This window comes from Streptomyces sp. BE20, assembly GCF_036322525.1.
In the GTDB taxonomy this organism is placed as follows: domain Bacteria; phylum Actinomycetota; class Actinomycetes; order Streptomycetales; family Streptomycetaceae; genus Kitasatospora.
This window is the reverse complement of record NZ_JAQYWW010000542.1, coordinates 1-17866: the sequence shown is the minus strand read 5'-3', so window position 1 is coordinate 17866 and position 17866 is coordinate 1. Positions and strand designations below refer to the sequence as shown.

15 protein-coding genes and 1 rRNA gene are annotated in these 17866 nt (G+C 74.2%); 4 read left to right on the top strand and 12 right to left on the bottom strand.

Annotation, left to right across the window (positions count from 1 at the left end; genetic code table 11):
• The first annotated feature begins 55 nt into the window (after positions 1-55).
• The gene (gabT, locus tag PUR61_RS08890) at positions 56-1396 is read left to right on the top strand and encodes a 4-aminobutyrate--2-oxoglutarate transaminase (protein WP_329877488.1); all 1341 of its coding nucleotides are present in this window, start codon (positions 56-58) and stop codon (positions 1394-1396) included.
• Between the two features lie 313 nt (positions 1397-1709).
• Positions 1710-2573, top strand: coding sequence for a phosphatase PAP2 family protein (locus PUR61_RS08885; RefSeq protein ID WP_329877486.1), 864 nt, complete (start codon positions 1710-1712; stop codon positions 2571-2573).
• Positions 2574-2578: 5 nt separating this feature from the next.
• Here PUR61_RS08885 and PUR61_RS08880 read toward each other — a convergent pair whose 3' ends face one another.
• The gene (locus PUR61_RS08880; protein ID WP_329877485.1) at positions 2579-2917 is read right to left on the bottom strand and encodes a DUF2218 domain-containing protein; all 339 of its coding nucleotides are present in this window, start codon (positions 2915-2917) and stop codon (positions 2579-2581) included.
• Between the two features lie 243 nt (positions 2918-3160).
• Here PUR61_RS08880 and PUR61_RS08875 point away from each other — a divergent pair, with 243 nt between their 5' ends.
• Entirely contained in the window at positions 3161-3784 is a 624-nt protein-coding gene (locus PUR61_RS08875; RefSeq protein ID WP_329877482.1) for a MarR family winged helix-turn-helix transcriptional regulator, read from the top strand.
• On the opposite strand, the gene PUR61_RS08870 is transcribed toward PUR61_RS08875, so the two are convergent.
• On the bottom strand, positions 3678-4616 hold the full coding sequence (locus PUR61_RS08870) for an EamA family transporter (protein WP_329877574.1): 939 nt from the start codon (positions 4614-4616) through the stop codon (positions 3678-3680). The two genes, PUR61_RS08875 and PUR61_RS08870, sit on opposite strands and share 107 nt — an antisense overlap.
• Positions 4617-4735: 119 nt before the next feature.
• Between PUR61_RS08870 and PUR61_RS08865 the strand changes: the two genes are divergently transcribed.
• Entirely contained in the window at positions 4736-5662 is a 927-nt protein-coding gene (locus PUR61_RS08865; RefSeq protein WP_329877480.1) for a LysR family transcriptional regulator, read from the top strand.
• Between the two features lie 54 nt (positions 5663-5716).
• Here the strand turns inward: PUR61_RS08865 and PUR61_RS08860 are convergent, their stop codons facing one another.
• The 10 genes from PUR61_RS08860 to rrf form a co-directional block, all read right to left on the bottom strand.
• Positions 5717-6481, bottom strand: coding sequence for a ZIP family metal transporter (locus PUR61_RS08860; RefSeq protein ID WP_380362144.1), 765 nt, complete (start codon positions 6479-6481; stop codon positions 5717-5719).
• A 272-nt stretch (positions 6482-6753) separates the two neighbouring features.
• Positions 6754-8424: a restriction endonuclease gene (locus PUR61_RS08855; protein WP_329877476.1), complete on the bottom strand. Its 1671-nt coding sequence runs from the start codon at positions 8422-8424 to the stop codon at positions 6754-6756.
• A 113-nt stretch (positions 8425-8537) separates the two neighbouring features.
• On the bottom strand, positions 8538-10481 hold the full coding sequence (locus PUR61_RS08850) for a hypothetical protein (RefSeq protein ID WP_329877474.1): 1944 nt from the start codon (positions 10479-10481) through the stop codon (positions 8538-8540).
• 320 nt (positions 10482-10801) lie between these two features.
• The gene (locus PUR61_RS08845) at positions 10802-11116 is read right to left on the bottom strand and encodes a cupin domain-containing protein (RefSeq protein ID WP_329877473.1); all 315 of its coding nucleotides are present in this window, start codon (positions 11114-11116) and stop codon (positions 10802-10804) included.
• A 208-nt stretch (positions 11117-11324) separates the two neighbouring features.
• Positions 11325-11981, bottom strand: coding sequence for a YigZ family protein (locus tag PUR61_RS08840; RefSeq protein ID WP_329877572.1), 657 nt, complete (start codon positions 11979-11981; stop codon positions 11325-11327).
• Positions 11982-12109: 128 nt separating this feature from the next.
• Entirely contained in the window at positions 12110-13399 is a 1290-nt protein-coding gene (locus PUR61_RS08835) for a DUF6986 family protein (protein ID WP_329877472.1), read from the bottom strand.
• A 214-nt stretch (positions 13400-13613) separates the two neighbouring features.
• Entirely contained in the window at positions 13614-15305 is a 1692-nt protein-coding gene (locus PUR61_RS08830; protein ID WP_329877471.1) for a DUF2637 domain-containing protein, read from the bottom strand.
• 195 nt (positions 15306-15500) lie between these two features.
• Positions 15501-16166, bottom strand: coding sequence for a response regulator transcription factor (locus PUR61_RS08825; protein ID WP_329877469.1), 666 nt, complete (start codon positions 16164-16166; stop codon positions 15501-15503).
• A complete protein-coding gene (locus PUR61_RS08820) occupies positions 16118-17521 on the bottom strand; it encodes a sensor histidine kinase (RefSeq protein ID WP_329877467.1) in 1404 nt (467 codons plus the stop codon). Before PUR61_RS08820 ends, PUR61_RS08825 begins: the two co-directional genes overlap by 49 nt.
• Before the next feature lie 260 nt (positions 17522-17781).
• A 5S ribosomal RNA gene (gene rrf / locus PUR61_RS08815) occupies positions 17782-17866 on the bottom strand; the annotation flags it as partial.

Below are 17866 nucleotides of genomic sequence, written 5' to 3'. Positions count from 1 at the left end.
CGGGGAGGCCCGCCGTAGCCTGCGAAGCACCGAGCCGAGAAGTCTGGAGAAACCCATGAGCGCCGCAACGCCGCTCCCGCAGGAGCGCCGCCTGGTCACCGCGATCCCCGGTCCGAAGTCGCAGGAGCTGCAGGCCCGCAAGCTGGGTGCGGTGGCGGCCGGCGTCGGCACCACCCTGCCGGTGTACGTGTCCCGTGCCAACGGTGGCGTGCTGGAGGACGTGGACGGCAACTCGCTGATCGACTTCGGCTCCGGTATCGCCGTGACCAACGTCGGCAACAGCGCCGAGGCCGTGGTGGCCAAGGCGTCCGAGCAGCTGGCCGCCTTCACGCACACCTGTTTCATGGTGACCCCGTACGAGGGCTACGTCGCCGTGGCCGAGCAGCTCAACGAGCTGACCCCGGGCGACCACGACAAGCGCACCGCGCTGTTCAACTCGGGTGCCGAGGCCGTCGAGAACGCGGTGAAGATCGCCCGCGCGTACACCAAGCGCACCGCCGTCGTGGTGTTCGACCACGGTTACCACGGCCGCACCAACCTGACCATGGGTCTGACGGCGAAGAACATGCCGTACAAGCAGGGCTTCGGCCCGTTCGCCCCGGAGATCTACCGGGTGCCGGTGGCCTACCCGTACCGCTGGCTGACCGGTGCCGAGAACTGCGCCGCCGAGGCGGCCGCGCAGGCGATCGAGATCATCACCAAGCAGATCGGTGCCGAGAACGTCGCCGCGATCATCATCGAGCCGATCCAGGGCGAGGGCGGCTTCATCGAGCCGGCCAAGGGTTTCCTGCCGGCGATCGTGGAGTTCGCCAAGGACAACGGCATCGTCTTCGTCGCGGACGAGATCCAGACCGGCTTCTGCCGCACCGGCCAGTGGTTCGCGTGTGACGACGAGGGCATCGTCCCGGACCTGATCACCACCGCGAAGGGCATCGCCGGCGGTCTGCCGCTGGCCGCGGTGACCGGTCGCGCCGAGATCATGGACGCCGCGCACGCGGGTGGCCTGGGCGGCACCTACGGCGGCAACCCGGTGGCCTGCGCCGCCGCGCTGGGCGCCATCGAGACCATGAAGGAGCAGGACCTCAACGGCAAGGCGCAGCGGATCGGCGAGATCATGCTGGGCCGCCTGCGGGCGATGCAGGAGAAGTTCGACGTCATCGGCGAGGTCCGCGGTCGCGGCGCGATGGTCGCGGTCGAGCTGGTGAAGCCGGGCACCAAGGAGGCGAACGCCGAGGTCACCGCAGCCGTCGCCAAGGCGTGCCACGCGGAGGGCCTGGTGGTGCTGACCGCCGGCACCTACGGCAACGTGCTGCGTTTCCTGCCGCCGCTGGTCATGCCGGAGCACCTGCTGAACGAGGGCCTGGACATCATCGAGGGCGCTTTCGCCGCCGTCTGAGGTTCTCGCCGTCGACGGCACCGCAGTGCCCCGGGCGCCGTACAGGGGCGCCGCACGATACCCGCCGGAGGGATGTCCGGACAGCGCTGATCGGCCCGTGGGGACGCCCGTCCCCACGGGCCGTTCGGTTTCGCAGGACGGGCCGGTCGAGCAGGCATCCGGGCTCGGCGCCGCCTCGCGCGACCCCGGTGCGTCCCCGGTTCGAACGGCGATGCGGACCCCGTGTGGCGCCGGCTGCGGGGCGGTGAAGATGGTGTGCGGAATCGCTGAAGCTCCTCGGCCGTGCAAGGACCTTGACGTAGTGTCATCACAGATGGACAGCGAGCCCCAGCCACTGGCGGTTCCGTACGCCGGCCGCGAGGACAACCAGGCCGTCCCCCGCGGGGCGGCACACACCGAAGGCCGATCGACCGACCGTCCGACCCACACCCCCCGGGACGCACGGAACGGCGATCATCAGAGCCGCCCCGGAGCTCTCCCCCCTGCTCCGGGGCGGCTGTCCCGCGTCCTCGGCCGTCCGGCGGTGCCGGTGCTGCTCGCGGTGGTGCTGGTGGCGGTGTCCTGGCAGGTGGCGGTGGACGGCCCGCTGCTCGGACTGGACCGCTGGGCGCGGAGCGCCGTCCGGGAGACCCGGCACGAGCTGCACAGCGCCCTGCTCAACCATCTCGGCAAGGCACTGTCCGACCTGGGCGGCGGCGCCGTGGCGGTGCCGGTGCTGTTCCTCGGCGGGGCCGTGGCCGCCTGGCGGGATCGCCTCGCGGGGGTGTCACGCTGGTGGTTGCCGGGCGTGGTCGCGGTGCTGACGGCCGGGCTGATTCCGCTGCTGGTGGTCCCGGCGAAGGCGTGGTTCGCGCGGCCCGGCCCGTTCGGGCTGCCGCTGGCGGCCGACCAGTGGGGCTGGTACCCGTCCGGGCACACCGCCACCGCGACGCTCGCGTACGGGGTGGCGGCGCTGCTGCTGGCCCGGACGGCCGGGCCCCGCTCGCGGCGCCGACTGGCGGAGGGGGCGGCTCTCCTGTCGGCGGGCGTGGGGCTGGGGCTGGTGTGGAGCGACTATCACTGGCTGCTGGACGTGGTGGCCAGCTGGTGTCTGGGCGGGCTGGTCCTCCTGGCCCTCGCCCGCTGGCTCCCGGCCCGCCGTCGACCGGGTGGTCCCGGCTTCCCGGCGGGCCGCTGACGGGCTCAGCTCTCGGCCGGCTCCTCGTCGTTCCGGTGGACGAGGCCGGTCTCGCCGTTGTCGCGCCGCCACTCGACGACCAGCTCGTCGCGGGCGCCGAAGCGGACCAGGTGGCGTCCGACCACGTCCTCCAGGCCCGGAAGGTTCGCGGTCTCGCCCTCGACCGCGAGCAGCAGTGCGTCGGGGGTGGCCTCCAGCGTGGCGGTGCCCAGACCGAAGGTGAGGGTGCCGCGGCCGGTCTCCTCGGACCAGTCGGCCTGGATCTTGCGGCCCATGTGGGCGGCGAGCTGCTTGGCGTAGCGGGCGGAACGGTCGGTGGCGACGCGTGCTTCGGAGCGGGGCATTGGCTCTCCAAGGTGCGGGGAGGGAACTTAGGTCGCCCTCACTCGGGCTACGCTAACCCAGATACTGAGCCTGGCTCAACATTTTTCGGCCCGCGGTCCGCAACCGGCTGCCGACCTGCCCTCGAACGGCTCCCGCCCGGCTCCGGAGCGACCCTCGGTCCTGGCCCCGGCCTCCTTCGACCCCGGTCCCGCGCCCGAGGCGGCCGATACCCTTGGCCGAACACCTGCCGAGGAGATCCGCCCATGACCACCACGCCGACCGACGACGCGGCGAGCTCCTCCCCCGTTCCGAACACCGGCGCGAGTCCCGAGGAAACGAAGCGCGAGGAGGCGCTCCCCGGGGAAGCGGGCTCCGGCGAGGCGAACGCCACCGAAGCGCGTGCCGCCGACACCGCCGCCGAGCTGGCCGACGCGATGACCCGGGCGATCAAGCGGATCCGCCGCCGCACCAGCGAGCGGCTGGAGCCCTACGGCATCACCCCCGGCCAGGGCCGCGCCCTGCGGGCCCTGGCGCACGCGCCCGGCTGTGAGCTGCCCGGCCGGGCGATGCGCCTGAGCGATCTCGCCGACCGGCTGCACATCGCCCCTCGCTCGGCCACCACCGTGGTCGACGCGCTGGAGGAGGCGGGAATGGTCGAGCGGGCCCCGGACCCCGCCGACCGCCGTGCCGTACGGATCGTGCTGACCGCGGCCGGCCGGTCGGCGGTGGAGCAGATCGGCCAGGTCCGGCACGAGGTGGCCCAGGAGTATTTCGGTCCGGTCAGCCCCGCCGACCAGGACGTGCTGCTGCGGGCACTGCGGACCGCCGAGGCCGCGTACGCGGCCACCACGCCGCCGTGCCGACCGTCCCCGGGCGCAGGGCGGTGATCCCGATCCCGGCGATCACCAGCAGCGCGGCGGCGCCGGCCAGGGGGCTGACCGGTTCTCCGAGCAGCAGCCAGGCCGAGGACATCCCGAACACCGGCACCAGCAGCGAGTAGGGCGCGACCGCGGTGGCGTCGTAGCTGCGCAGGAGGTAGCTCCAGGCGACGAACCCGAACAGGGTGGAGACCAGCCCGACGTAGCCGATCGCGCCCAGTCCGGCCGGGGTGATCTCGCGCAGCGCGCGCAGGTCGGCCTCCGGTCCCTCGACCAGCAGCGAGAGGCCGAGCAGTGGCAGCGGCGGGACGGCGCTGACCCAGACCATCCAGCGCAGCGCGTCCGGCGGGGCGGCCTTGCGGGTCAGCACGTTGGAGAGGCCCCAGGCGGTCGCGGCGAGGACGACCAGGACGAACGCGCCGACCGGTCCGCCGACGCCGCGGTCGACGGCGCTCAGTCCGATCCCGGCGAGCGCGACCGCCAGCCCGGTCAGCCGCCGCCCGCCGGGCCGCTCGCCCAGCAGGACGGCGGCGAACAGCGCGGTGAAGACGGCCTGCCCCTGGAGCACGAGGGAGGAGAGGCCGGCCGGCATCCCGGCGTGCATGCCCAGGAAGAGCAGACCGAACTTGACCACCCCGAGCACCAGGCCGACGGCGAGCACCCACCGCACGGCGACCCTGGGCGGGCCGATGAAGAAGATCGCCGGGACGGCGACCACGGCGAACCGCAGCGCGCAGAAGAGCAGGGGCGGGAAGTTCTGCAGGCCGACGTGGATGAGGACGAAGTTGAGGCCCCAGACGGCGGCCACCAGGACGGCCAGGGCGATGTGACGCGGGCTCATGCCGGCGCCGGGGACGGCCTGCGGGGTTGCGCTCATGGATCGAGGATGACCGCCGCCATCGTTCAGCACCAGCGATGAATACTGAAGGCCGTGCTTAAGCGTTGCTGCATGATGGACCCATGATGGATCTGGGGCGCCTGCGGGCGCTGTACGCGGTGGCCGTGCACGGTTCGGTCGGCGGGGCGGCGGCGGCTCTCGGGTTCACCCCGTCCGCCGTCTCGCAGCAGATCGCCAAGCTGGAGCGGGAGACCAGGACGGTGCTGCTGGAACGTCAGGGCCGCGGGGTGGTGCTGACGGACGCCGCGCGCGAGCTGGCCGCCACCGCACAGGCGGTGCTGGGCCTGGTGGAACGGGCCGAGGTGCGGCTGGAGGAGCAGCGCGGCCAGGCGGTCGGGCGGCTGACGGTGGCCGCGTTCGCCACCGGCGCCCGGGGGCTGATGCCAGGGGTGCTGACCGATCTGCGCACGCGGTGCCCGGATCTGGACGTGCGGCTGCTGGAGAGCGATCCCTACCCGGCCGCCGATCTGGTGGCCCGCGGCGAGGTGGACCTGGCGCTGGTCCAGGACTGGCCGACGGTGCCGTTGCCGGTGCAGGAGGGACTCTCCCGGCTGGATCTCGGCCCCGACCCGGTGGACCTGCTGCTTCCCGCCGGCCATCCGCTGGCCGGACTCTCGGTGGTGCCGGTGGGCCGGCTCCGCGAGCAGCGCTGGATCAGCGTGCCGCCCGGCAACATCTGCCACGACTGGCTGGTCCGGACGCTGCGGGAGGCCGGTGAGGAGCCCGACGTCCACTACCGGGTCGGCGAGTTCGAGACCCAGATCGCGCTGATCGCGGCGGGGCTCGGCGTCGGTCTGGTGCCCCGACTGGGCCGGGGCGTGCTGCCGTCGGGCGTGGTCGCACGGCCGGTGGTCCCGGAGCCTGCCCGGCGGGTGTTCGCGCTCTGGCGCTCGCAGGCCTCGCGGCGCCCGGCGATCACCGAGGCCCTGGGCGCGCTGCAGGCGCGGTGGGCCGCCCGCCACCGAGAAGTGACCGCGGCCGAGAAGTGACCGCGACCGGGAGGTGACGGCCTGACGGGCACCCTGGCACCGGCGGCCCCGCCGTCAGCCGGCGAAGCCGATCACCAGCCACATGAAGCCCACACCGACGAGGGTGCAGAGCAGCGTGGAGCGCGAGGGGTGCGGGCTGTGTGCCTCGGGGAGGATGTCGGAGGTCGCCAGGTAGAGCAGGAAGCCGGCGAAGAACCCGAGGTAGAGGCCGAGCACGTGCTCGGAGATGGTGAACAGCAGGGTGATCGCCGCCCCCGTCACCGGCGCGATCGCGTCCGCCGCGAGCAGCGTCAGCGCCCGCCGTCGGTCGTTCCCGTAGAGCCGGGTCAGCGTGTAGGTGTTGAAGCCGTCGGCGAAGTCGTGCGCGACCACGGCGATCGCCACCACCGTCCCGACCGTGGTGCCGGCCTGGAAGGCCGCGCCGATCGCGAAGCCGTCCATCAGGCTGTGGCCGACCAGGGCGAGCGCCGCGGTGAGGCCCACGCCCTGCTGTCCGTCGAGGCCGGACCGGGTGCGGCCGTGGGAGTGGCCGTGCGCGTGGCCGGACACGGACCGCTGGCCGTGGGTGTGCTCGGCGTACTCGTCCTCGTGGCCGCGGTGAATGGCGACCGCCCGCTCGACGATGTGGATGGTCAGGAAGCCTGCCGCGAACATCAGCAGCGCCTGCGGCACCCCGTGGAACTCCTCGGGCGCCTGGTGCAGCGCCTCCGGGAGCAGGTCGAAGGCCACCACGCCGAGCATCAGCCCGGCGGCGAAGCCGAGCACCAGGTGGCGGCGGTCCCCGGTGCGCTGGGCGACCCAGCCGCCCAGCAGCGTCATCAGGAACGCCCCCGCCGCGACCAGGATCGCGGTCACCGCTCCTCCGCCGTGGCGGACCGTCTGTCCATTCCCTCTCCCCCGTGTCCCGCCCGTCCCCGGGCCGACCGCCGGCCGGTGCCGGTCGGTCTCGCGAACCCGTCCGACGCCGGGTGCCGCCATTCGGCCGGGCCCCGGTTCACCCGGACGCCCGTGCCCCCAGCCTCACGCGGGCCACCGGGCGGCGCCCGCCGGACGGTCCGTCAGGGTGAGCCGCCGTGCGGGGTCCGTTCCGCTCAGAGCCCCGCGGCGAGCGGCAGGCCGAGGTGGGTGCGGGCCAGCTCGCGGACGCCCTCGCCGTCGACCAGGTGGATGTGCCGGTGCCCGTCCTCACCCGTGAGGTCGAGCGCGCCGTCGGTGAACCGGCCGGTGGTCAGCCGGAGCCCGCGCTCGGCCGACTCCTCCCGGACCGCTTCCGCCAGCGTCCGGATCTCCTCCTCACCCACCGCGTCCGCGCTGCGGGAGGCCCAGACCACCCAGCGGCCGGGCAGCGCGCTGCCGGCCGGTCCCTCACCGGTGGCGACCAGCCCGGCCCGGCCGCGCAGCCGGACGCTCCACTGCGCCAGCCCGCCCCGGGTGAGCAGTTCACGGACCAGCTGGGCGAACTCGTTGCCCGAGAGGTCCGGTGCGGCCGGCACGGCGGCGGCCGCCAGTGCGGCCGGTTCGACGACCACCCGGGCGTACGGGTCGGGGGTGACGGACGCGCCCAGCCTGCGCAACCGGACGAGGGCCTCGTCCTGTTCGGCGTCCGCGTAGACGCCCTCGCCGTCCGGTTCCTCGTCGGGATCGGCCGGCGGCAGCAGCCTGGTGCGGGCCAGCGCGTCCCGGTCGGCGTCCACGCTCAGCAGGCAGTGCGGCTCGCCCGTACCCGGCTCGCGCAGCCAGCCGTTGAGCACGACGCCGGCCAGTATCTCGTCGGTGTCGACCGCGTCGGCGGCCTGGAGCGCGCGCAGCGCCAGCCTGGCGACCAGGCGCAGGTAGTCGGCGGCCCGGTCGGCGGGCGGGCGCGGCACCGGGAGGATCTCGCCGTCGGCACCGAGCCGGTAGCCGGCCAGCGAGGGCGCGACGTCGAGGGACGGCAGGTCGAGGTCGAGCACGGCGGTCCGGGTCAGCGGACGGTAGACGGCCCGGCAGGGCGCGGGCAGGTCCTGGGTCGCGGTCTCGGCCGAGGCGAGCGCCCGCTCCAGCAGCGACTCGACGGCGGCCGGCTCGGCCAGCCGGTACGCCCGGCGGCACTCCTCCAGCGACTCGTTGTACTCGCGGACCGCGCGCGCCCGGGCCTGCTCGGACTCCTCGTGGGCCCGCCGCTGCCCGTCCACGGCCGGGCTGCCGGACTCGGCCCGCCGGGTACGCCACTCGCGCAGGGTGCGCTGATGGGTGAGCCGGGCCTGGGCCAGCTCACGCTGGTAGCCGGAGTCCAGCAGCCGGCGGGACGGGGCCTCGTCGGGGTCGGCGGCCGGCGGTCCGGCGGGGGCGAAGTCCTCCCAGCGCGGTTCCGGGTCCTCGCCCGGCCCGGCCGCAGGACCGTCGGAGGGGTAGGGCCGCGGCTCGTAGCGGCGCAGCTGGCTCTCGAAGTCCATGGCCGAGACGGGCAGGGCGGCCCGCCGCAGCAGGTCGGCCAGCCGCTCGTGCTCGGCCTGGACGGTGAGCGTGCGGTGGTGCGTCAGCGCGGCGGCGCGGGCGTGCGCGGCGACGGCCTCGTCACCGCCCGCGCCGTACGGGTCGTCAGGTGCGGGGCCCGGCGGCGCACCGCCCGGCCCCGTGTCGGCGGCGGCACCGGCGGGGCTGTCGGGCCGACCGTCCCCGTCCGGCCCGTCAACCCCGAGGTCGCGGAAGACCGAGGCCAGGAAGCCCGGTCGGGGGGCCGTGAGCGCACCGTCGGACTGGCCGTCTGCTGAGTACTGCATCGGTGGTCGTTCCCCCATGCTCGTCCGGCGCCTGCCCGGGGCCTCCGGCGACCCCGAGGTCGGCCCCTGCCGGACATTGTCCACCGAACGGACGCACCGGTCAGCCAAGCCTCTCAGTTGGTGCGGGTGTTGGTCAGGTGCAGGCCGATGTAGCCGACATAGATCCGGCCACTGCCCGAGCAGTCGTCGAGGTAGTGCAGCCTGGGCGCGGTGCGACCGCCGCCGATCCGCAGGTGGGCACCCATGAACGCGCGCCGCGACGCGTCGACGCACTCGGGCACCGGCAGCATCCGTTCGCGTTTCCACTTGGTGTGACTGAACACCGTCCGGGACTCCCCGCGCACCGCCTTGCGGGGCGGGAAGCGGTGACAGCCGGCCGGGGTGCGCTCGCACCACTGCTTGAAGTCACCGCCGGCCCGGCCGCGTACGGCGGCCTCGGCGTACTCCTGGAGCGCCGTCAGGCCGTCCCAGGTGAGCCGGGCCCAGCCGGTGCCGGTGCAGCGCAGTTCGTCCAGGGCGATGGCGGCCTTCTGGTCGCCGGTGAAGGTGAGCAGCGGGAACTCGCCCAGCCGGGCCATCAGCTCGGTGAAGGTGGCGGGGGTGTCGGTCGGCGCGGCCCGTCGGCCGGAGCGCCGCCCGGCGCCGGAGGGAGCGGGCGGCGGGCACCCGCGTGAAGTCGGTGAACCGGCACCCGCGGCGACCGGCGCCGGTCCGGCCGCTCCGCCGGGAATGGTGGGGAAGGTACAGAGGCGGCCGGACGGCGCACGCCCCCGGCCTGCGCGACGGCGCTCGCGGCGCAGGCTGTGCCGGACCCGCTCCAGTTCGTCGGCCCGGGCCTGCTGCTCGGCGAGGTCCTGCCGCTCCTCGTGGGCGAGGGCCGCCGACTCGGCCCCGGCGACGGCGTCCGGGCCGGCAGCGACCCGGTCCGACGAGGTTCCGGACGAGGAGCCGGAGGGGTGTCCCGGCGACCCCGTCGGGGCCGGGGCCGAGCACGACGCCGGAGCCTGGTTCTCGGTCCGGCTCCGGGTGGCGGGTCGGGGCGAGGACGGGACGACCCTGAGGACCGGGACGGCGGCCAGGACGGGTGGCAGCGGCAGCTCGGCGGCGATCCGGCGAGGCTCGCGGGCCAGCAGTCCCGCGGCCCGGCGGAGGTCCTCCTCGATCCGGCGCCTCGCCAGTACGAGGTGCCGCGCGCCGTCCTGCCGGGAGGCCGGGTCGACCTCGGGCAGGTAGGTGCGCACCGCGCCGCCGTAGACGGCGTGGTGCTCCAGCGCGACGTTGAACCTGGTCCGGGCGCCCGGGTCGAGGACGTACACGGTGGCCAGCCCCGGCAACTGGTCACTGAGCGGGCCGACCACCTCCGCCATCCACTCGCCGACGGAGTGGCCGACCGGGACGCTGGCCACCACGGTGGGCATCCGGCGGTCGGGGTCGCAGAGTTCGTCGATCAGGTCGTCGACCCCTGTCACGGTGAGTACCCGTGGCACGGTCTGGACGGCGACCGGCCCGTCGGCGGCGTCCAGGAGCGGAAGCAGGGTGCGGGCGAGTTCGGGCACGGGCACCCGGCAGGGCGTCCGTACACCGCTGTCGGTGGTGTGCGTCTCGGCCTCCAGCCGGACCCAGGTCGGTCCTGCGGGGCCGGTCGCGACGGTGAGGGTGAGCTGGCCGGTCCCGTGCGGAGCGGGTGTGCGGAGCCGTCGGCGGTCGTAACGGCCGGTGTCCGGGTCCCGGCCCGGGCCCGCCCCGCGGCCGGCGGCCGGGAGGAATCCGGGGCGGAGCGAGCCGCTGTCCCGGTCGAGCAGGACGCGGTCGCCGAGCCGGAGGCGTTCGGCCACCGGGCCGCGCCCGGGTCTGTCCGCGGCGGGTAGGTCGGTCGAGGCGGGTACGTCGGGTGAGAGGACGGGCGGACGGGCGGAGAAGGTGGCCGACGGAGTCACGACGGGCGTGGGTGCGACGGACGGGGGTTCCTCGCACCCCTCCTGTTTCAGCCAGTCGGCGAGGTGCCGGTCGGCCAGGGCAACGGCTTCGGCGTGCGGGAGCGCGGTGGTGACGGTCATCCGGTAGGGCGTCGCGGGGCCTCTGGAGCCGGGGGGACCGGCATGGGCGGGCGACGACGGAAAGCGGTCCGAGGTCATGCGCGTACCTCCGTGAAGGCGGTGGTGGGGTCCGGTGTCCTCCATCGATGGGTCATTGGTCCGGTTCGCCGGACCTTGCCCAGGAAACGCCATGACCCGGAGCGGAAGTTCCGACTCCGGGCCACGTCAATACGTTCGAGTGAATCTGCTCAAGCCGCCCCGCATGGTCGGCGGCGATCTGCTCCAGTCCCGACGACTCCTCCGGCCTGGCGTCCGGCCGGGTTTCGGTGAGGTCTCCGGGCTCAGTCCTCGCAGCACTCCGCTCCGCTCCGGGTCCACTCCGGCTCCGTGACCGGCACGGCCAGCGGGCACCCCTCCGGCGCCTCGTAGGTGGCGACCAGGACGACGGGCACCGTCCCGCGGTTGTGACCGACGTGGATGTACGCGGGCCCGCCCGGCTCGACCAGCGAGTCCCCGGCGTGGCTGACCTCGATCCGGCCGTCGTGCAGGGTACGGGTGAGCGTCCCGGAGAGCACCACGACGTCGACCCGGCCCGGGTGGAAGTGCCAGCCGGTGCCGTCCCCCGGGGCCAGTGTGATGGTCTGGACGACGGGCATCGCGGCCTCGGTTCCCTGGTCGGCGGATCCGACCAGGCTAGACAGGGCGCACCGGGCTCGAAACCGGTCGTTCCGGATCTGTCCGAAAACTCGTCCGGAACCGGCACGACCGCACAGCCCGGCCCGTCGGGGGTGTGCGAGGGCGCACCGCACGCCGGATGCGTGCCCCGCCGCTCCCCCGCTCCGCTGCCCTCCCGGGATCAGCGGCTCAGACCGGCACCTCGACGAACGTCCGGCCAGCCGCCACCGCGACCGCCGTGCCGCCGGTCGCCTCGGCCAGCCAGGTGTGGAACGCCCCGACCTCCGGTTCCGGCACACCGACCTCGATCCGCACCCCGGCCGCCCCGTAGCCGAGGTCGCTCACCGTGTAACCGGCCGCCCGCAGGTCGTTCTCGACCCGCCCGGCCCGGGTGTGGTCGGCCGTCACCGCCAGCAGCGCGACCGGCCGCCGCTCCAGCAGTCCGACCTCGTCCAGCGCCTCCGACACCGCGCTGCCGTATGCCCGCACCAGACCGCCGGCGCCCAGCTTGATCCCGCCGAAGTACCTGGTCACGACGGCGGCCGTGTCGGTGACCCCGCGCCGGCGCAACACCTCCAGCATCGGCACACCGGCCGTCCCGCCGGGCTCGCCGTCGTCGCTGGAGCGCTCGCGGCGCTGCTCCTCGCCGACGACGAAGGCGGTGCAGTTGTGCCGGGCGTCCCAGTACTGCCGACGGATGCCGGCGATGAACGCCTGGGCCTCCTCCTCGTCGGCGACCCGGGCGAGGTGGCAGATGAACCGCGACTTCTTGATCTCGGTCTCGTGGCTGCCCGCGCCCCGGACGGTGAGGTACTGCCTGGGGGTCGGCTCCGGCGTGGCGGACATGGCGCGGTGGTTCTCCCGGAGGACGACGAGGCTGGCGGGCATCCCGGACGAGCGGTCCGGGCGGCTCAGCCAGCCTAACCCCCGGCCACCGGCCGGCCACCTCGTCCCCGGGCCCGGGCCGGGCCCGGTCAGCGGCCGGCCAGCGCCTCCAGCCGGGCCCGGTCCAGGCCGGTCGCCGCGGCGACCTCGACGAGGTCGACCGCACCGCAGTCCAGCCCTCGCAGCAGGTGGCCGCTGAGGGCCCGCGCGGTGGCCGGCTCGTCCATCACGTCGCCGCCCGCCTTGGCGACGTAGGCGGCCAACCGGGCACCGGCGGCGGCCACCCCCTCGCGGTAGAAGGAGTAGACGGCGGCGTAGCGGGTCGGCAGGTGCGCCGGGTGCATGTCCCAGCCCTGGTAGTAGGCCCGGGCCAGCGATCGGCGGACCAGGTCGTGGTGGAGCTTCCAGGCGGCGTGCACCTGTGCGGTGGAGCCGGTCGGGATCACGTTGGTGGACCCGTCCGAGAGCCGGACCCCGGTACCGGCGGCGGCCACCTGCATCACCGCCTTGGCGTGGTCGGCGACCGGGTGGTCCAGGCTCTGGTACGCGGCGCCGACCCCGCAGGAGGCGCTGTAGTCGAAGGTCCCGTAGTGCAGGCCGGTGGCCCGGCCACCGGCCGCCTCGATCATCCGGGCGACGGTGGCCCGCCCGTCCGGGCCGAGGATCGCCTGGGTGGTCTCGATCTGGATCTCGAAGCCGATCCGCCCGGCCGGCAGTCCGGCGGCGTGCTCGAAGTCGGCCAGCAGTCGGACCAGGGCGGTGACCTGCTCGGCGTAGGTCGCCTTGGGCAGGGTCAGCACCAGCCCCTCGGGCAGGCCGCCGTGCGCGAGCAGGGTGCCGAGGAAGAGCTCCAGCGTGCGGATCCCCCGGTCGCGGACGGCCGCTTCCATGCACTTGATCCGGATGCCGACGTACGGCGGTGCGCTTCCGTCCGCCACCGCCGCGGCGACCAGCTGGGCGGCCCGGACGGCGGCGGCGTCCTCCTCCGCGTCGGGGCGTGCGCCGTAGCCGTCCTCGAAGTCGATCCGCAGGTCCTCGACCGGCTCGCGTTCCAGCTTGGCCCGGACCCGGGCGTGCACGTCGGCGAGCAGCGCGTCGTCCGCCGCACCGAGCGCCCGGGCCAGCTCGGCCGGGGTACCGGCGTGGGTGTCGAAGACCTCCAGCGCCTGCCGGCCCCACGTCCGCACGGTGTCGGCGGCGAAGGCGTCGGCCGGGACGTAGACGGTGTGGACCGGCTGACGGGTGCCCGGGTCACCCGGGTAGCGGCGGGCCAGGTCGGCGTCGACCGGGGCGAGCAACGCTTCCACCGCGGTGCGGGCGGCGGCGGAGAACGCGGCTCCGCCCGTCGGCCCGGTACCGCCCACCTCGACCTGCGACATCCGTACTCCTCACGCCGGCATGCGCGCGGGGCCCGTGCCAGGCCGGCGCTTCAACAGTTTGTTGAGGTGAAGGTAGACCGGCCCGGGTCGGGCGTCAATGGCCGACCGGACGGCGGACCGGCGATCGGGTGACGGGGAACGGGGAACGGGGAACGGGGAGTGGGAGTGGGAGTGGGGGACTCGCCTCGTGGGAGGCGGGCGGCCTGCGGCGGGGTCAGTCCCGCCCCGAGGCCGCGTAGCGGTCACGCAGCTCCGGGATGAGCTCGGCGACCTCCTTCGGGTGCACCGACCCGTCCGCACGGTTGCCGATCACGCCGTACTCCCTGGTCAGCCAGTCGGCGAGCCGCTGCGGATCGGGCTGGTTCTCGAAGGTGTCGATGTAGCTGACCAGGGCCGCGTACACGACCTCCGGGTCCAGCCGGTACGAGCCCGGACGCGGCACGGGGCCGATCGGAGGCTCCGCCGGCCCGTCGAAGGCGGAATCCTCCTGGAACTCCGGCGCATAGCCCTGCTCCGCGACGCTCTCCGCGTACTCGGCCTGCTCGACGTAGCCGTCCTGCTCGGGGTACTCGGCCTCGTCGGCGTAACCGGGCAGGCCGGCCTGCCCGGCGTACGGCGCCGCGGCCGACCCACCCAGCGCGGCGGCGGCCGGCTGCGGCTCCGGCTCGGACTCCGTCGGACGCGGCGGCTTGAACCACGGCGAGGCCTGGCCGGGCACCCGGCCGCCCGGCGCGCCGTCGTCCTGGTGACCCGTGGTCCGCACCGCCCGCTCGGTCCAGACGTTCAGCTCCTCACGGGGCTGCGGCGGGGTCTGCTGCTCCTCCCCCTCCGGTTCCTGAACCGCCCGCAACCGCACCGCGGCGAGCTTGGCCAGCATCGGCGCGGCCACCTCCGCCGGCATCGGCGCCACCCCGGAAGGGGCCGCCGAGACCGGGGCCGCCACGGGCTCGGCCTGCGGCCTGGCCTCCTGGGCCTGCTGCTGCGGCGCCCGCTGCACCCCGGCCCGACCGGGCTGCTCCGGCTGCGGGTCGTGTGCCTGCGGTTGCGGCGCCGCCGGCACCGCGGCCTGCGGTCCGGCAGGAGCCCCGCCCCGGAGCCCGGCCGACGCGTCCGCCTGCGGCCCGTTCTGGACGGCGGCCGGCGCGAGCGCACCCGCCGCGCGGCCGTCGTGGACCTCGTGGACCTCGTGGACCTCTCGGGACGCCGGCACCTCGCTCACCGTCCGCCCCTCCTCGTCCAACCCGTCGAGCACCGCCAGATCGAGCGGAACCCCGTACTTGGCCAGCTTGAGCGGCAGCAGTGCCTGGATCGGCGCCGAGCGGCGCCAGCCGCGCCCGTACCGGAAGCGCAGCTGTGCCCGGTAGACGAGCCGGTTCTGCTCCAACCGCACGACCTCGTCGTACGAGCGCAGCTCCCAGAGCTTCATCCGACGCCAGAGCCGGAAGGTCGGCACCGGGGAGAGCACCCAGCGCATCAGCCGGACCGACTCCATGTGCCGGTCCGCGGTGATCGCGGCGATCCGCCCGACGGCGTGCCGGGAGGCCTCGACCACGACGACGAACAGCACCGGGATGACCGCGTGCATCCCCATGCCGAGCGGGTCGCCCCAGGAGGCGGCGGCGTTGAAAGCGATGGTGGCGACGGTCAGCAGCCAGGCGGTCTGCCGCAGCAGGGGGAAGGGTATGCGCAGCCAGGTCAGCACCAGGTCCAGCGCGAGCAGGACCACGATGCCGGCGTCCACACCGATCGGGAACGCGTAGGAGAAGCTGCCGAAGCCCTTCTCCGCGGCCAGGTCCCGCACGGCGCTGTACGACCCGGCGAAGCCGATGCCGGAGATGAGGCAGGCCCCGGCGGCCACGACGCCGAGCAGGCCACGGTGGGCCTTGGTGAGCGATGGGCGTGCCATAACGTCAATCAACCCCTGGATGTCGGCTGCGGCCGTACGCTGCCCCGGCTACCGGTTCCCGCTTGTCGGGGTGCCGGGGCTGAGCAACCTCCGGGCTCGGCCCACCGGAGTTTACTCGTACACCTGTTTCAGCGTTTCCGCAGCCCGGAGTGTCACCTCCGGCACCGGCTCGCGTCCGGGGGAACGGGCGATCTGTCAGCCGGTCCGCTCGGCCGACCCGTTGAGGTAGGCGAGCACCGCCATGACCCGGCGGTTGGCGTCCTCGGCCGGGGCGAGCTCCAGCTTGGTGAAGATGTTGGCGATGTGCTTCGCCACCGCACCGTCGCTCACCACCAGCCGGGCCGCGATGGCGGAGTTCGAACAGCCCTCCGCCATCAGCTCCAGCACCTCGCGCTCCCGCGGCGAGAGCCGCTGGAGCGGACCCGGCCGCCGGGACGTGCTCTGCATCAGCTTGGCGATGACGTCCGGGTCCATCGCCGTACCGCCGGCGGCCACCCGTCGGACCCCGTCGATGAACTGGTCGGCGTTGAAGACCCGGTCCTTCAGCAGGTAGCCGATCCCGCCGGTGCCGTCCGCCAGCAACTCCCGCGCGTACAGCTGCTGGACGTGCTGCGACAGCACCAGCACCGGCAGACCCGGGATCCGCTTCCTCGCCTGGAGCGCCGCCTGAAGTCCCTCGTCGGTGAGCGTCGGCGGCAGCCGGACGTCGACCACGGCGACGTCCGGGCGGTGCGTCAGCAGGGCGTCCAGCAGTTCCGGGCCGGTCTCGACGGCCGCCGCGATGGTGAAGCCGTGCGCTTCCAGCAGCCGGATCAGACCTTCGCGAAGGAGGTAGAGGTCCTCGGCGAGGACAACTCGCACGGCAGCTCCAGGGTGATGGTGGTCGGACCGCCCGACGTGCTGTCGATGGCGAGGACACCGTCGAAGGTACCCAATCGGCGCTCGATCCCGCGCAGCCCGGTCCCCCTCCCCGGATCCGCCACACCGACCCCGTCGTCCGTCACGGTCACCCGCAGCCGCCCGGCCCGGTACATGATGTCCACCCACACCTGTTCCGCACCCGAATGCTTGGCCGCGTTGGCCAGCAACTCGCAGATGCTGAAGTACGCCGTCGCCTCCACCGGCGCCGGCGGGCGGTCCGGCAGGCTGACGCAGACCTCGGTCGGCAGCGCGGAGTCCAGTGCCAGCGCACGGACCGCGTCACCCAGGCCGCGCTCGGCAAGCACCGGCGGGTGGATGCCGCGGACCAGGTCCCGCAGTTCCTGGAGCGCCCTGGCCGAGGACTGCCTGGCCTCGGAGAGGAGCTCCCGCGCCGCCTTCGGATCGGTCTCCATCAGGTGCTCGATCGTGCCCAGCGTCATCCCGATCGCCACCAGCCGGGCCTGCGCACCGTCGTGCAGGTCCTGCTCGATCCGGCGCAGTTCGGCCGCCTGGCTGCCGACGGCGTCGGCCCGGGTCTCGGTCAGCTCCGCCACCCGCTTGGTCAGCTGGGCGTGCGAGGCCCGTCCGTCCTGGTCCAGGACCCGGCGTGCGAGCTCCGCGTAGGCCCGCACCGCGTACGGCGACGCCACCACGGCCAGGCCGATCAGTGCCAGCCCGATCAGGACCGACGCCAGCACCGTGCCGGTGGGCACCGGCCCGTAGTCCTGGTAGCCGTCCACCGCGTTGATCAGGTACGCCACCCCGGCGACCAGCAGTCCGGACACCATCGCCGCCATGGCACCGACCGCGAGCGGGCCGACCAGCAGCCAGAGGATCTCCGACCGCGTCGCCCGGTCCCGCGCCGACCAGTGCAGCAACTGCGCCAGCCTCGCCACGGAGTGGGACCGGTGGTACGAGTAGCCCGTCCACCAGTGGCCGCGCTCGTCCGCCTCCAGCGCCGGCCGGGGGCTGTACTCGACCGGCAGCCGGATCCCGTACCACCGGACGAGCTGGGCCCGCGTTCGGTCCGCGCACCGGCGGACGAAGAGGCCCGCCACCGTGGCACCCGCCGTCAGCCCTGCGACCAGTGCGAAGAGAGCCCCGGGGTAGTAGTTCTCCATGGCCCAGGCGGCGGTGCCACCCGCGAAGAACGCCCCCAGGACCGGCAGCACGACGACCGGCGCCATGCCCAGGACCAGCCCCGAGAGCCGCGCCAGCCCGCGGCCGCCCGACGCCAGCGCAGTCTCGGCCTGGGCGCGCACGGTGCCGCCGCTGAATCGACTCTCTGCTGTCACGGGTACTCCTGGTGCTGGTGCTGGTCCTGATGTCGCCGGCCTACTCCGACCGCCGTGGTCAAGTCTTCCGTCCCAGCGCCGGCCGGGCACTGGCCGTCCTACCCCGAATCCGGGGTGGTGCTAGGTCCACCCCTGGTGGTGGGGGGTGACGACCCGTCCGTCGCCGCAATTCCCGTCGACTTCTCTCGATTTCTCTCGATTTCTCCGGAAACGCAAAGAACCCCCGTCCGTATCCCGGACGGGGGTTCTTCACAATGATTGTTCGGCGGCGTCCTACTCTCCCACAGGGTCCCCCCTGCAGTACCATCGGCGCTGTGAGGCTTAGCTTCCGGGTTCGGAATGTAA